Origin of the sequence: Pseudomonas frederiksbergensis, from assembly GCF_035751725.1 — a bacterium.
Classification (GTDB): domain Bacteria; phylum Pseudomonadota; class Gammaproteobacteria; order Pseudomonadales; family Pseudomonadaceae; genus Aquipseudomonas; species Aquipseudomonas frederiksbergensis_A.
The window spans coordinates 547,710-563,121 of sequence record NZ_CP142104.1 but is presented as its reverse complement, the minus strand read 5'-3'; the positions used below and the strand labels follow the sequence as shown (position 1 = coordinate 563,121).

Below are 15,412 nucleotides of genomic sequence, written 5' to 3'. Positions count from 1 at the left end.
CAAACTCAGGCAACCGATTCTGGTAGCCTTTCCGCCCTGGAGCAAGCCATGCAAGACCTCGATCCCGTCGAAACCCAGGAATGGCTGGACGCCCTGGAATCGGTTCTCGACAAAGAAGGCGAAGACCGTGCTCATTATCTGATGACCCGTATGGGTGAACTCGCAACCCGCAGCGGTTCGCAACTGCCCTACGCCATCACCACGCCGTACCGCAACACGATCCCCGTTACCCACGAAGCACGCATGCCTGGCGACCTGTTCATGGAACGCCGCATTCGCTCGCTGGTGCGCTGGAACGCGTTGGCCATGGTCATGCGTACCAACCTGAAAGATTCCGACCTGGGCGGTCACATCTCCAGCTTCGCCTCCAGCGCGACGCTGTATGACATCGGCTTCAACTACTTCTTCCAGGCCCCGACCGACGAACACGGCGGCGACCTGATCTACTTCCAGGGTCACGCATCGCCAGGCGTCTACGCCCGTGCGTTCATGGAAGGCCGCATCACCGAAGACCAGATGAACAACTTCCGCCAGGAAGTGGACGGCAACGGCCTGTCCTCGTACCCGCACCCTTGGCTGATGCCTGACTTCTGGCAGTTCCCGACTGTTTCCATGGGCCTGGGCCCGATCCAGGCGATTTACCAGGCACGCTTCATGAAGTACCTGGAAGCCCGTGGCTTCATCCAGCCAGGCAAGCAGAAAGTCTGGTGCTTCATGGGCGACGGCGAGTGCGACGAGCCGGAATCCCTCGGCGCGATCTCGCTGGCAGGCCGCGAAAAGCTGGACAACCTGATCTTCGTCATCAACTGCAACCTGCAGCGCCTCGACGGCCCGGTTCGCGGCAACGCCAAGATCATCCAGGAACTCGAAGGCGTGTTCCGTGGCGCCCAGTGGAACGTTAACAAAGTCATCTGGGGCCGTTTCTGGGACCCACTGCTGGCCAAGGACGTCGATGGCATCCTGCAGCGTCGCATGGACGAAGTCATCGACGGCGAATACCAGAACTACAAGGCCAAGGACGGCGCGTTCGTCCGTGAACACTTCTTCAACTCGCCTGAACTCAAGGCAATGGTTGCCGATCTGTCCGACGACGAGATCTGGAAACTCAACCGTGGTGGCCACGACCCGTACAAGGTCTACGCGGCGTACCACCAGGCGGTCAATCACAAAGAGCAGCCAACTGTCATCCTGGCCAAGACCATCAAGGGTTATGGCACCGGTGCCGGTGAAGCGAAGAACACCGCGCACAACACCAAGAAGGTCGATGTCGAGAGCCTGAAGCTGTTCCGCGACCGCTTCGACATTCCGGTCAAGGACAGCGAGCTGGAAAACCTGCCGTTCTTCAAACCCGAAGAAGGCAGCGCCGAAGCCCGTTACCTGGCCGAGCGCCGTGCGGCATTGGGCGGTTTCGTGCCTCAGCGCCGCGCCAAGAGCTTCAGCATCCCGACTCCGCCACTCGATACCCTCAAGGCCATCCTGGACGGCTCTGGCGATCGTGAAATCTCCACCACCATGGCTTTCGTGCGAATCCTCGCGCAACTGGTCAAGGACAAGGAAATCGGCTCGCGCATCGTCCCGATCATCCCGGACGAAGCCCGTACCTTCGGTATGGAAGGCATGTTCCGCCAGTTGGGCATCTACTCGTCCGTCGGCCAGCTCTACGAGCCAGTCGATAAAGACCAGGTGATGTTCTACAAGGAAGACAAGAAGGGCCAGATCCTCGAAGAAGGCATCAACGAAGCGGGCGCCATGAGCTCCTTCATCGCCGCCGGTACTTCGTACTCCAGCCACAACCAGCCGATGCTGCCGTTCTACATCTTCTATTCGATGTTCGGCTTCCAGCGTATCGGTGACCTGGCCTGGGCCGCCGGCGACAGCCGTACCCGTGGCTTCCTGATCGGCGGCACCGCCGGCCGGACCACCCTCAACGGTGAAGGCCTGCAGCACGAAGACGGCCACAGTCACATGCTGGCCGGGACCATCCCGAACTGCCGCACCTATGATCCGACCTACGGCTACGAGCTGGCGGTGATCATCCAGGACGGCATGAAGAAGATGACCGAAGAGCAACAGGACGTCTTCTACTACATCACCGTGATGAACGAGTCCTACCAGCAGCCAGCCATGCCGGCCGGCGTGGAAGCAGGCATCGTCAAGGGCATGTACCTGCTCGAGGAAGACACCCGCGAAGCGGCGCATCACGTCCAGCTCATGGGCTCTGGCACCATCCTGCGCGAAGTGCGTGAAGCGGCGAAGATCCTGCGTGAAGAGTTCAACGTCGGCGCCGACGTCTGGAGTGTCACCAGCTTCAACGAACTGCGTCGCGACGGCCTGGCCGTGGAGCGCAGCAACCGCCTGCATCCTGGCCAGAAGCCAAAGCTGAGCTACGTCGAAGAGTGCCTGAACGGCCGCAAAGGTCCGGTCATCGCCTCCACCGACTACATGAAGCTGTTCGCCGAGCAGATCCGCCAGTGGGTTCCTTCCAAGGAATTCAAAGTGCTGGGCACCGACGGTTTCGGCCGTAGCGACAGCCGCAAGAAGCTGCGTCACTTCTTCGAAGTCGACCGTAAGTTCGTTGTGTTGGCAGCCCTGGAAGCCCTGGCTGACCGTGGCGATATCGAACCTAAAGTGGTGGCCGAAGCCATCGTCAAGTTCGGCATCGATCCGGAAAAACGCAACCCACTGGACTGCTGAGGAGAATTTTCGTGAGCGAACTCATTCGCGTACCTGACATCGGCAGCGGTGAAGGTGAAGTAATTGAACTGTTTGTGAAGGTCGGCGACCGTATCGAAGCCGACCAGAGCATCCTGACGCTTGAATCGGACAAGGCCAGCATGGAAGTGCCAGCGCCGAAGGCCGGTGTCATCAAGAGCCTGAAAGTGAAGCTGGGCGATCGCCTGAAAGAAGGCGACGAGCTGCTGGAGCTGGAAGTCGAGGGCGCTGCTGCGGCGCCTGAAGCGGCCGCCCCTGCGGCTGCCCCGGCAGCGGCGGAGAAACCTGCCGCCGCACCGGCTGCCGAAGCGGCTCCCGGAACGGCTCCCGCGCCGGCTGCTGCACCTGCAGCGGCGACAGTCCAGGACATTCATGTTCCGGACATCGGTTCGTCGGGCAAGGCCAAGATCATCGAAGTGCTGGTCAAGGCTGGCGACACCGTCGAAGCCGACCAGTCGCTGATCACCCTGGAATCCGACAAGGCCAGCATGGAAATTCCTTCGCCGGCCGCCGGCGTGGTGGAAAGCGTCGAGGTCAAGCTGGAAGATGAAGTCGGTACCGGTGACCTGATCCTGAAGCTCAAGGTCGCTGGCGCTGCGGCACCCGCCGCACCCGCCCAGGCCGCTGCGCCAGCCGCCAAGGCTGAAGCAGCTCCAGCACCAGCCGCTGCGCCCGCCGCCAAGGCCGAGGCAGCCCCAGCGCCAGTCGCCGCTGCTGCGCCTGCACCTAGCGGTGCCAAGGTGCACGCTGGCCCAGCGGTGCGTCAGCTGGCCCGTGAATTCGGTGTCGAACTGTCCGCCGTCGGCCCAAGCGGCCCTCACGGCCGCGTGCTGAAGGAAGACGTGCAAGCCTACGTCAAGGCGATGATGCAGAAGGCCAAGAACGCCCCGGCCGAAGGCGCCACCGGCGGCGCGGGTATCCCGCCGATTCCGGCGGTGGACTTCAGCCGCTTCGGCGAAACCGAAGAAGTGGCCATGACTCGCCTGATGCAGATCGGCGCGTCGAGCCTGCACCGCAGCTGGCTGAACATCCCGCACGTGACTCAGTTCGACCAGGCTGACATCACCGAGCTGGAAGCTTTCCGCGTTGCACAGAAAGCCGTGGCGGAAAAGGCCGGCGTAAAGCTGACCGTCCTGCCATTGCTGCTCAAGGCCTGCGCACACCTGCTCAAGGAACTGCCGGACTTCAACAGCTCCCTGGCCCCAAGCGGCAAGGCTGTGATCCGCAAGAAATACGTGCACATCGGCTTTGCCGTCGACACCCCGGAAGGCCTGCTGGTACCGGTCATCCGCAACGTCGACCAGAAGAGCCTGCTGCAACTGGCTGGCGAAGCCGCTGCCCTGGCCGAAAAAGCCCGGAACAAGAAGCTCACCGCCGACGACATGCAGGGCGCCTGCTTCACCATCTCCAGCCTCGGCCACATTGGCGGCACCGGCTTCACGCCGATCGTCAACGCGCCGGAAGTGGCGATCCTGGGTGTTTCCAAGGCCACCATCCAGCCTGTCTGGGACGGTAAGGCCTTCCAGCCGAAGCTGATGCTGCCATTGTCGCTGTCCTACGATCACCGTGTGATCAACGGCGCCGCCGCTGCACGCTTCACCAAACGCTTGAGCGACCTGCTGGGCGACATCCGCACCATCCTGCTGTAACACCGGGCGGCCCTCCTCGCGGAGGGCCACTCGACCGCTGTTTTCCGAGCGCCACGCTCGTACCTCAACCCCGCCCATTTGGCGGGGCTTTTTTTGCGCAGGCTAAAACCGTTATTCAATTGACGGACTTTCCTACCGCCCTCAGCAAAAAAGACTACTTGTCCTGTTAGTCATTACCCACAACGCCCGCCCCCTCCCCCTGCAATATTTATTGCCATCCCGGCTTTAGCATGTCCTTGGCGCGCCCTAACTTACAGCGCCGACAACAACCAATAACTTCGAATGGATTCGAACATGCTAAAGCCCACTGTCGGCCCTATTGTCGGCCACACGACAACCGATCATGCCCGTATATTTCTACGAGGTGACGGCAACACAGACAATCCGCTATTTGCCGGTATTCGCCACAGGCGAAAAGGCGATACGACGTGGTCCAAGGGACAATTCATCCGACTGGTTTCCTACCGCGACCTAGCCGGCGTCATCCTATTGAAAGGCCTCGAGCCCGATACGACCTATGAATACCAGGCCGGCTGGAAAAGTACCCTGAGCCCAGCGCATACCCCCGAGACCATCCTGGAACTACCGCTGCAGTGGCCCAAGGAGATTTACCAGTTGCGCACTCCTTCCAGCGTGCCCGACGTCCCGCGCAGCTACATCGTCGGCTCGTGTCGATACCTGCGGATTACCGCCGGCATCCCGACCAACCCGGAACACGGAGATCGCACTTTCGCCGGCATCAACCGAATCGTCGAGCAGGCCGACCCGCCCATCAGTGCGGTATTGATGACAGGCGACCAAGTGTATCTCGATGACTTGAATATCATTGCGCCTGACCGTAGCCACCCTGACATCCTGTTTAAATACCGCACTGCCTTTTCCCAGCCTCATATTAAAAAACTGATGTCCAGCGTTCCGACCTACATGATGCTCGACGATCACGAAATAGAGGACAACTGGCCCGCTAAGAAAGCAAACGAAGATGAAACCTTATATTCAAATGCCCTTGATACTTACGAGCTCTATCAAGCCAGCCACAGCCCGGCCCGTGAACTTCTGGATGACGGCACATTAAGCCAGCCACTCACCCACTACTGGTACACGTTTGCACATGGCGATATCGGGTGGTTCGTCACAGACAGCCGGACTCGACGCAACCTGTCGGCAACCGAGCGACGCATCCTGGATGAAGAGCAAGAGCAATCACTGCTCAACTGGCTGATCAACAGCCCCACCCGGGTTAAATTTGTCGTGACAAGTGTCCTGCTCTACCCCGACCGCTGCTTCAATGGCGGGGACGCCTGGCAGGCCTTTCCCGAACAGCGCCTGCGCTTGCTTGAAGCCATTCGCAGCCATCGAGTCAAGAACGTTATTTTCGTGTCCGGTGACGTACACGGCTCCCTGACAAGCCTGTTGGCGCATAACCAGGATCCTGTCTTCCAGGTCCACACCATCGTTTCGTCGCCGTTTTGCAACAGCAAGCTGCTGCCCTACGCCAAGGCTTCGACTTTTATTTTCGGCAAGCCCATGGCCCGGACACCCAGCGGGGAGTATCAATACGAACTCACCAGCAAGGTGATCAGCCAGGATAATTTCGCTCATCTGCAAGTCACGGCCCAGAGCGTCCGCGTGACGTTTTATGATCGTGACGGTGACCCATTGGAGGTCGTCGAAATACCGTTGCGCTGACCTGCGATAGCCCAAGGAATGCCTCTGATCGGTTGGCAATTGGAGAAATCCCCTTGTCGGCCGATAAAAGGTTTATAGCACTTGGCCTTCATGTCTCTTGTCAGCCAGTGCCGCAATGATGCAACCTTGCGGCAATCCGTAATAACGAGGGCGTCAGCCCGGCGCGATCAGCATTTTCGAAGCGAGTTCCCCCATGAAAAGCCAACCCGATGCCGCCAGCCGTATGGCGGCCGAGGTAGTAACGCAGTTACCGGTGCCCTCGCGGCTCGGTATGCTGCGTTTCGAGCGGCTGAATGAAGCAAGCTGGGCGCTGCTGTTTCTCGATCCCAACTGCGAACGTTACTTCGGCTTGCCAGCCGTTGAGCTTTGTTCGCTGGTCAGTTCTCCTTACGCCAGCCTGATGGAACCTGAGGCACGCTATCACTTGCATGACGCGATCCAGCAGCAGCTGGCCCAGGCGTCCCACTATCTGATCCGCTACACGTTGCACACCGCCAAGGGGCCGATGAATCTGTTGGAGACCGGTGAAGCCTACAGGCAGCACAACCGTCATCTGCTGCGTGGTTATTTGCTTGTGGTGGACGACCTGTTGCAGGACGGGCCCTCCCTGCCGGCCGTTGACCTGGAAACCCAGAATTCCAGACTGCAGATCGCCCTGGAGCTCAATCAGCGCGCCCAACAGGAGCAGCTTCAGCATCTGGACCGGGTCCGCGCCCAGCAAGACTTGATCCTGCTACTGACGCGCCAGCGCTACAGCGCCAACAACTCGCTGCAAGAAGCCGCCGAACTGATTACCCGCAGCGCCTGTGACATCTACCAGATCGATTGCGCGAGCATCTGGAATCTGGAGGACGGGAAGCTGGTGCCGATCTCGGCCTATAACCGCGCCTCCCAGGAATACTTCCTGCCGGAGGTCATCAACGCCAACGATTTCCCGCACTACATGGAAGCGTTGCAGACCTGCCGCGCCATTGACGCCCACAACGCGATGCGCGACCCGCGCACGCGAGAAATGGCCGAGAACCTGCGAGCCCGGGACGTCAACGCAATACTCGACGCCAGCATCCGGATCGACGGGCAAGTGGTGGGCGTCCTGTGCCTGGAGCAAGTCGGCGCAACCCGCGCCTGGCAGTCGGACGAAATTGCCTTCGCCGGCGAGTTGGCGGACCAGTTCGCCCAGGTCATCAACAACCACAACCGCCGCACTGCCACCAGCGCCTTGCACCTGTTCCAGCGGGCCGTGGAGCAGAGCGCCAATGCGTTCCTGCTGGTCAATTGCGACGGTGTGGTGGAATACGTCAACCCAAGCTTCACCGCGATCACCCAGTACACCACCGAGGAAGTCCACGGCCAGCGCCTCTCGGAACTGCCGGCCCTGGAGAACCTCAGTGAACTACTGTTCGACGCGCCCTCGGCCCTGGCCCAGAGCAATAGTTGGCAGGGCGAGTTCAAGAGTCGGCGCAAGAACCTCGAACCGTACTGGGGCCAGTTGTCGATTTCCAAGGTCTACGGCGACAACCGTGAACTGACCCACTACATCGGCATCTACGAAGACATCACCCAGACCAAGCTGGCCCAGCAGCGCATCGAGCGCCTGGCCTACACCGACAACCTGACCAACCTGGGCAACCGTCCGGCATTTATCCGCAACCTGGATGAACGCTTCGCCCGGGACAGCGACTCGCCCATCAGCCTGTTGCTGGTGGACATCGACAACTTCAAGCGCATCAACGACAGCCTCGGTCACCAGACCGGCGATAAACTGCTGATCAGCCTGGCCCGACGCCTGCGCAACAGCCTGAGCCCCAGCGGCAGCCTGGCCCGATTCGCCAGTAACGAATTTGCCGTGCTGCTGGACGACACCGATCTTGAAACCGGCCAGCATATCGCCAGCCAACTGCTGATGACGCTCGACAAGCCGATGTTCGTCGATAACCAGTTGATCAGCGTCACGGGCTCCGTGGGCCTGGCCTGCGCACCTTTGCATGGGCGCGACCCGCAGACGCTGATGCGCAACGCCGGCCTCGCCTTGCATAAGGCCAAGGCCAACGGCAAGCATCAGGTCCAAGTGTTCACCGAGGCACTGAATGCCGAGGCCAGCTACAAGCTGTTCGTGGAAAACAACCTGCGTCGCGCCTTGACCCAGAACGAACTGGACGTGTTCTACCAGCCCAAGCTGTGCCTGCGCAGCGGCCGCCTGCTGGGCATGGAGGCGTTGCTGCGCTGGAACCACCCGGAAAAAGGCATGATCCGTCCGGACCAGTTCATCAGCGTGGCCGAGGAAACCGGCCTTATCATCCCCATCGGCAAATGGATCGCCCGCCAGGCCTGCCGAATGAGCAAACAGCTGACCGCCGTCGGCCTGGGCAATCTGCAAGTGGCGATCAACTTGTCGCCCAAACAGTTTTCCGACCCTGACTTGGTGGCCTCGATCGCCAGCATCCTCAAGGAAGAACAACTGCCCGCGCGGTTGCTGGAACTGGAATTGACCGAAGGCTTGCTGCTCGAAGCCACCGAAGACACCCACCTGCAACTCGATCAGCTCAAGCGTTTGGGCCTGACCCTGGCCATGGATGACTTCGGCACCGGTTACTCGTCCCTGAGCTACCTGAAGAAATTCCCGATCGACATCATCAAGATCGATCGCAGCTTCATCCATGAAATCCCGGACAACCAGGACGACATGGAAATCACCTCCGCCGTGATCGCCATGGCCCACAACTTGAAGCTCAAGGTAGTGGCCGAAGGCATCGAGACCGCCCAGCAGCTCGCCTTCCTGCGACGCCACCGCTGCGACGTCGGCCAAGGCTACCTCTTCGACCGGCCGATCCCTGGCGCGGAACTCATCGAGAAGCTCAAGCGCTACCCACGCGGCCCCCTGGTCTGACAGCCGCTTATAGCTTGCAGCGGCTTTTCTGAGGCACACTGACGGTCTATTTCGCTCAATTCAATCTGACTGAGAGGACTGATGATGGTCTTGCGCTCGGAAATCCTGGTGAACAAAAACGTGCTTCCTACTCCCGATCAAGCTCTCCCTGGCCGTGAAACCCCGATGTCCGTGCCGGAAAAACACTTCGTCCTCGACGCGCCGCTGCTGGGCCCGTTTGCCATGGACGTGGATTTCGCTATCTTCGGCCTCGGTTGCTTCTGGGGCGCAGAGCGCAAGTTCTGGCAGCGCGAGGGCGTGGTCAGTACCGCGGTGGGTTATGCCGGTGGTTTCACGCCAAACCCGACGTATGAAGAAGTCTGCTCGGGCCTGACCGGCCACAGCGAAGTGGTGCTGGTGGTCTACGAGCCGGCGAAGGTTAGCTACGAGCAGCTTCTGAAGATGTTCTGGGAACTGCACAACCCTACCCAGGGCATGCGCCAGGGAAATGACATTGGCACCCAGTATCGCTCGGTGATCTATTGCACCACGCCCGAGCAACTGGAAGCGGCGAAGAAGAGCAAGGAAGTGTTCCAGGCTGAGCTGAACAAGGCCGGCAAAGGCGAAATCACCACTGAAATCGACGAAGCGCCGACGCTCTACTTTGCCGAGGCCTATCACCAGCAATACCTGGCGAAAAACCCTGAAGGGTATTGCGGGATTGGCGGCACGGGCGTGACTTGCCCAATTTGATATTTGTGCTCTGAAGAGCTTCGCGAGCAGGCTCGCCCCCACATACAACCCGGCCGAATGTGGGAGCGAGCCTGCTTGTCAAGGCGCCGCTCCAGGCGCCCTCAATCAGCTTTCAGCGATCAACCAATCCATCTGCCAGCCACCCTGGGTCTGCCCAAGCTTCTTGGACAACCACGGCAGCAACTCCCGCAACTCTTCCTCCAGCCCCCATGGCGGATTGGCAATGGCCAGGCCGGAGCCGTTCAGGCTGTTGGGCGTGGCCAACGGGTGCACCAACAATTCCACCCGCAACAATTTAGGCGCGCCCGTGCCCGCCAGGTCCTGATAGAAACGACGCAACATGCGCTGGTCTTTCACTGGATACCAGATCGCTGCTACCGTCTGGCGCATCCGACCAATGGCCTCCTTGAGCGAGGCGGCGCAGCGCTGCATCTCATCCAGTTGCTCGAACGGTGGATCGATCAGCATCAGCCCGCGCTTCTCCGCCACCGGCAGCAGCGCCCGAGGAACGTGCCAGCCTTCGCCCAGATGCACCGCCACGCGACGGTCGCCCTTCATGTTGTCCTTGAGCAGCACGCCGTCCTGGGGATGCTTCTCGTTGAGCAACACCCGATCCTGCGACCGGGTCAGGCGACGCGCCAGCTCCGGCGAGCCCGGGTAGTAGCGCAACTGGCCATCCGGGTTCATCTCATGCAGCACCTTCATGTAGTCGGCGGTCAGCGGCGGCAGGTCGTCCTGGTCCCACAACCGCGCGATGCCTTCCAGGTATTCACCGGTGCGACTGGCCTGGTCGCCTTGCAAGTCGTACAGCCCGATGCCCGCGTGGGTATCGAGGTAGGCGAAGGGCTGCTCCTTGCGCGACATCAAGGCGATGAGGCGGGTCAAGGTCAGGTGTTTGAACACATCGGCGTGATTGCCGGCGTGGAAGGCGTGGCGATAATTCATGGCGGCTCCTGCGAAGGGCGACGAGTTTACCTTGAAGCGCGCCCAACGTCAGGGGTTCACGACCGAGCGGCAGAACAGCCCTCGCCCTGAACCTATCCTCCAAGCGCTGCCAACGACACGCCACAAGCGCCATCCTTGCAGCGCTCGCACTCCTCACAAAACGGCGCAGGACTTTTCAGGCTGCGTATTTGTGCCACGGACAGCACTGGCGCCAGCGCAGCGGCAAGTTTGTCCGGGGCGCCCGCCGCGACGGGCTCGGCGCCCATCGCCACCATCGGCGCGCCGCCCACCTGGATCGGCACGCTGCTGAAGATTCCGCCCGGGCCGATGTTGATCCAGTGCCCGCCCGCCTGGATGGTCGCGCTGGCACCGGCTTCCAGCACGACTTGCTGGCCAGCGCTGACACTGAATCCTCCCGTAGCGCTGAGGGCCTGGTTGGCGACGCGGATATGCCGATCACCCGTCACCATCAGGTGATCGTCCTGACGAACTTCAACCTGGCGTCGACCTTCGGTGATGCGCTGCTCGCCATCCTTGAGTTCATGACGCGACAGACCGGTGACGACAATGCTGCGCTCATGATCGACCTGCACACGCTGGTCATGCAGCACGTGCTGGGTCCAGTTGCGCTGCGCCCGCAGGTAGATTTCCTCGGCGCCCTTGCGGTCTTCGATGCGCAGCTCATTGTAGCCACCACCGCCGGGGCTGCTCTGGCTGCGCAGGATGCTGCGCGTCTTGTCCGCCGGCAGGTCGAGGGGCACCGGGTTGGCACCGTTCGGCAGGCAGCCCACCACCAACGGCTTATCGACGTCGCCGTCCATGAACCCGACGAGAACCTCCATGCCGACCCGAGGGATCATCACACTGCCGTAGCGATCATGGGCCCAGCCGGTGGCCACGCGCAGCCAGCAGCTGGAATGCTCGTTCCGTTCACCGTCGCGGTCCCAGACCAGCTGCACCTTGACTCGTCCGAACTCATCGCAATGAATCTCGCTGTCCACAGGTCCGGTGACCACCGCTGGCTGGTAGCCATTGATCGACGGCTTAGTGTGTTGCAATGGCGGACGGAAGAAAACGTCCCACGGCGTTGCCCGGAAGGTATTGCCGTAGCCCTGGAATTCACCTGGGCCGGCGGAAGCGTTTTCTTCCAGCACTTGCGGCTGGCGGCCACGGTGCTCGACCTGCGTCAACAGCCAGAGATCATTCCACTGCGTCCGGGGATGTTCCTCGATGCGCATGAAATGCCCGCTGGCGAAAGCGCTGTCGTCACTGCTGCCCTCCGCCAACCGATGGTCCGCGCCGTGGCGCTCAAGGGCGCGCCGGACCAGGTGCTTGCCATCGTCACGATCGGCGAATTGACCGGGATAATGGTAGTCCTCGAGCGAAGCTGGAGCTTGTCCCTCGAGACGGGTTTGAAGCAACAGGCCGGGCTTGCGAAAGTCATAGTCGCGTAAAGTCACCGCGGTGGATCGCGTCTGGAGCCGTACCGCCAAGCGCTTGATGCCCGGCTCAGCGGCGGCCATGCCGCTGCCCGGCAGGTACAGCGTCGACTCGGGCAAGCGCGCGAACATCGTCTGGTCATCGCCAAACACCAGCAGATGGCCGTCAGGGCTGTGCTGGAAGTGGTAATGGATGCCGACCTCGGCACATAGCCGCTCGATGAAAGCCAGGTCGCTTTCTCCGTACTGCACGCAATATTCACGCTCGGGGTATTGCCCACCCAGACTGAACTGGAACGCATCGGCCAGGATGCCGTGGTCCTTCATGACAAGGGCCACGATAGCGGGCACGCTCAAATGCTGGAAAATTCGCTGGTTGATGCGATGGCGCAAGTACGCCAGGCGCGGCACGAGAGTGATCTGGTAGCGGGTCAGGCGCTTCCCCGAATCGCCTTGGGCCACGCTGTAGACCTGGCCGTGTACTCCGCCGCCCCGGTCATCGAAACTCAGGTAAGCCTGGCGATGCAGGAGTTCCTCCAGCACCAGGTCGGGCCGCTCACTGACCAGTTCCACTTCAAAGCAATAGGGTTGGCTGATCGCTTCCTTGCCTTTGAACTCAAGCACCTTGAGATCATCTGGCCCGCTTTCGAACGCCAGCGTGAAGCGTGGTTGGTTGGCAGGCGCGAACATCCTGTGTGCCTCTGCTGAATAAGGATGGGCGATTCTGCATGAGCGCTTCGGAGAATTGACCGGACGGCATGAAAAAGAGATTTCCCCTACATGCAAGAGGCAAAAAGGCGCAAGGCGCGCTGCATTTTCCGATGGACAATCCTTGAATCTCGATACGGAAAGCCTTCGTACGAAGTAATCAGCTGCTTCTGACAAGGCGAGGGGCCTCGTACCGCGTAAAGGCGTGATAACGTCGTTTCGTCACAAAAAGCCAAGGACGCACCATGACAACCCGCTATACAAAAATTGCCATGATCCTGGCGCTTGCCGCCTTCGCCTTCCTGACCGTGTTCAACAACATCACGGACTACCGCTCCAACTTCAATTTCGTCCAGCACGTACTGAGCATGGACACTACCTTTGCCGACAATGCCGCCCGGTATCGCGCCCTCGATAAATCGTGGATGTGGCACGGTGCTTATTGGCTGATCATCTTCGGCGAAGCATTGACGGCGGGTCTGCTGGCCTACGGCGCACTGAAGCTCTGGCGGGTACGCGCGGCGGATAGCCTGGCGTTCAAGCAGGCCAAAGGGTGGGCCATCGTGGGGCTGACGGTGGGGTTTTTCGTCTGGTTCTTCGGCTTCATGGTCGTCGGCGGCGAATGGTTCCTGATGTGGCAATCCGAGACCTGGAATGGCCAGGACGCCGCGTTCAGGTTCTACATGGCGCTGCTGGGCGTGCTGATCTTTCTCAACCAGCCCGACGCCTTGGACGTTCATCCATAAAAAAACGGCCCGCCTCCAAAGGAGACGGGCCGTTTTTTCCAGCTCTGCGGGCGGGCCGTGAAGGCCGCGCCGCAAGCCTTATTGGTTCAGGCGGAAATCTTTCTCAGCCGCTTCGAAGCGCTGCAGCATGCCGGTAGTAGGCGTGCCCATCTTGCTGACGAAGTAGATGGCCAGGCTGGCGAAGATGAAGCCTGGGATGATTTCGTACAGGCCCAGCAGCTCGAAGTGCTTCCAGACAACGACGGTGATAGCACCGACCAGAATACCGGCCAAGGCACCGTTGCGAGTCATGTTCTTCCAGACCACGGAGATCAGGACCACCGGACCGAAGGCGGCACCGAAACCGGCCCAGGCGTAGCTCACCAGGCCCAGGACGCGGTTTTCCGGATTCGCGGCCAGGGCGATGGCGACCAAGGCCACCAGCAGCACCATGGCGCGACCGACCCAAACCAGCTCCACCTGGGAAGCGCTCTTGCGCAGGAAGGTCTTGTAGAAGTCTTCGGTCAGGGCGCTGGAGCACACCAGCAACTGGCAGCTCAGGGTACTCATCACCGCCGCCAGGATGGCCGACAGCAGCACACCGGCGACCCATGGATTGAACAGGATCTTCGCCAGCTCGATGAACACACGCTCAGGGTTTTCAGTCACTGGACCGGCCACCTCAGGGTGCGCCGAGAAGTACGCGATACCGAAGAAGCCAACGGCAACGGTGCCGCCCAGGCACAGGATCATCCAGGCCATGGAGATGCGACGTGCCTTGGCGATCGACTTGACCGAATCCGCCGCCATGAAGCGCGCCAGGATGTGCGGTTGGCCGAAGTAGCCCAGGCCCCAGCCCATCAGCGAGATGATCCCGATGAAGGTGGTATTTTTCAGCATGTCGAAGGACGTAGGGTCTTTCGCTTCGATGGCCAGGAACGTGGTGTCCACGCCACCAGTCGCCAGCAACACGATGATCGGTGTGAGGATCAGCGCGAAGATCATCAGGGTGGCTTGTACCGTGTCGGTCCAGCTCACGGCCAGGAAACCACCGATGAAGGTGTAGGCGATGGTCGCGGCGGCACCCGCCCACAGCGCAGTCTCGTAGGACATGCCGAAGGTGCTTTCGAACAGACGGGCGCCGGCGACGATGCCGGAAGCGCAGTAGATGGTGAAGAACACCAGGATCACGACTGCGGAGATGATGCGCAGCAGGCCGCTGGTATCTTCAAAACGGCTGGAGAAATAATCCGGCAGCGTTAGCGCATCACCGTTGTGCTCGGTCTGGACCCGCAGGCGACCGGCGACGAACAGCCAGTTCAAGTAGGCACCGATGATCAAGCCGATGGCGATCCAGCTTTCCGACAGGCCGGACATGTAGATTGCGCCAGGCAAACCCATCAACAACCAGCCGCTCATGTCGGAGGCACCGGCAGAAAGCGCCGTCACGACACTGCCCAGGCTACGACCGCCCAGGATGTAGTCGGAAAGGTTGTTGGTGGAGCGATAAGCCATCAGGCCGATCAGGACCATGGCTGCGATGTAGATCACGAAGGTGATCAGGGTGGGATTGCTAACACTCATGAGTTACGCCCTGGCTTTGTTTTTATGGTGCGGTGGCAGTTGGAAAGCGCCGACAACGCAGACGTTGTACCGACGTTTCGCAGACCCGCGAATTTATGACTGATGTTTCCCCAGGAAAGCCATCAGCCGATGCAGCTCGGCCCGGATTTCGAACCCCGAAACGGTTGCACCTTGGCCGCGAATGCTATTCAACAAATCAAATAAGGTGCAACCAGTTTCGTTCAAATAAGTTGCACCCAGTCGGAATAATCGTACAAACGGCCATTATTGCCCGCTATTGGTGCACAAATGGAAGCCATGGCGACATTTCCTGCACCAAACGAGTGCCCGAATGAAACATGT

Annotated in this window: 9 protein-coding genes; 6 read left to right on the top strand and 3 right to left on the bottom strand. The window is 60.5% G+C overall.

Annotated elements, in window-relative coordinates:
* Positions 1–48: 48 nt before the first annotated feature.
* The 5 genes from aceE (at position 49) to msrA (ending at position 9,669) form a co-directional block, all read left to right on the top strand.
* Positions 49–2,694, top strand: coding sequence for a pyruvate dehydrogenase (acetyl-transferring), homodimeric type (gene aceE, locus VQ575_RS02525; RefSeq protein ID WP_039592485.1), 2,646 nt, complete (start codon positions 49–51; stop codon positions 2,692–2,694).
* A gap of 11 nt (positions 2,695–2,705) precedes the next feature.
* Positions 2,706–4,361 carry a dihydrolipoyllysine-residue acetyltransferase gene (gene aceF, locus VQ575_RS02520; RefSeq protein WP_039592484.1) on the top strand — a complete coding sequence of 552 codons (1,656 nt, stop codon included), beginning with the start codon at positions 2,706–2,708 and terminating at the stop codon, positions 4,359–4,361.
* A 294-nt stretch (positions 4,362–4,655) separates the two neighbouring features.
* Complete coding sequence (locus VQ575_RS02515; protein WP_325919005.1) at positions 4,656–6,050, top strand: alkaline phosphatase D family protein; 1,395 nt, start codon at positions 4,656–4,658, stop codon at positions 6,048–6,050.
* A gap of 193 nt (positions 6,051–6,243) precedes the next feature.
* A complete protein-coding gene (locus VQ575_RS02510) occupies positions 6,244–8,937 on the top strand; it encodes a putative bifunctional diguanylate cyclase/phosphodiesterase (protein WP_039592482.1) in 2,694 nt (897 codons plus the stop codon).
* Between the two features lie 84 nt (positions 8,938–9,021).
* On the top strand, positions 9,022–9,669 hold the full coding sequence (gene msrA / locus VQ575_RS02505) for a peptide-methionine (S)-S-oxide reductase MsrA (RefSeq protein WP_039592582.1): 648 nt from the start codon (positions 9,022–9,024) through the stop codon (positions 9,667–9,669).
* 105 nt (positions 9,670–9,774) lie between these two features.
* Here the strand turns inward: msrA and VQ575_RS02500 are convergent, their stop codons facing one another.
* Together VQ575_RS02500 and VQ575_RS02495 are read right to left on the bottom strand one after the other, a co-directional pair.
* On the bottom strand, positions 9,775–10,614 hold the full coding sequence (locus VQ575_RS02500; protein ID WP_039592481.1) for a 23S rRNA (adenine(2030)-N(6))-methyltransferase RlmJ: 840 nt from the start codon (positions 10,612–10,614) through the stop codon (positions 9,775–9,777).
* Positions 10,615–10,706: 92 nt separating this feature from the next.
* The gene (locus VQ575_RS02495) at positions 10,707–12,743 is read right to left on the bottom strand and encodes a type VI secretion system Vgr family protein (protein WP_325919004.1); all 2,037 of its coding nucleotides are present in this window, start codon (positions 12,741–12,743) and stop codon (positions 10,707–10,709) included.
* Positions 12,744–13,006: 263 nt separating this feature from the next.
* Here VQ575_RS02495 and VQ575_RS02490 point away from each other — a divergent pair, with 263 nt between their 5' ends.
* Complete coding sequence (locus VQ575_RS02490; RefSeq protein ID WP_198726967.1) at positions 13,007–13,507, top strand: DUF2165 family protein; 501 nt, start codon at positions 13,007–13,009, stop codon at positions 13,505–13,507.
* A gap of 78 nt (positions 13,508–13,585) precedes the next feature.
* Here VQ575_RS02490 and putP read toward each other — a convergent pair whose 3' ends face one another.
* Positions 13,586–15,070 carry a sodium/proline symporter PutP gene (gene putP / locus VQ575_RS02485; RefSeq protein WP_039592478.1) on the bottom strand — a complete coding sequence of 495 codons (1,485 nt, stop codon included), beginning with the start codon at positions 15,068–15,070 and terminating at the stop codon, positions 13,586–13,588.
* Between the last annotated feature and the right edge of the window lie 342 nt (positions 15,071–15,412).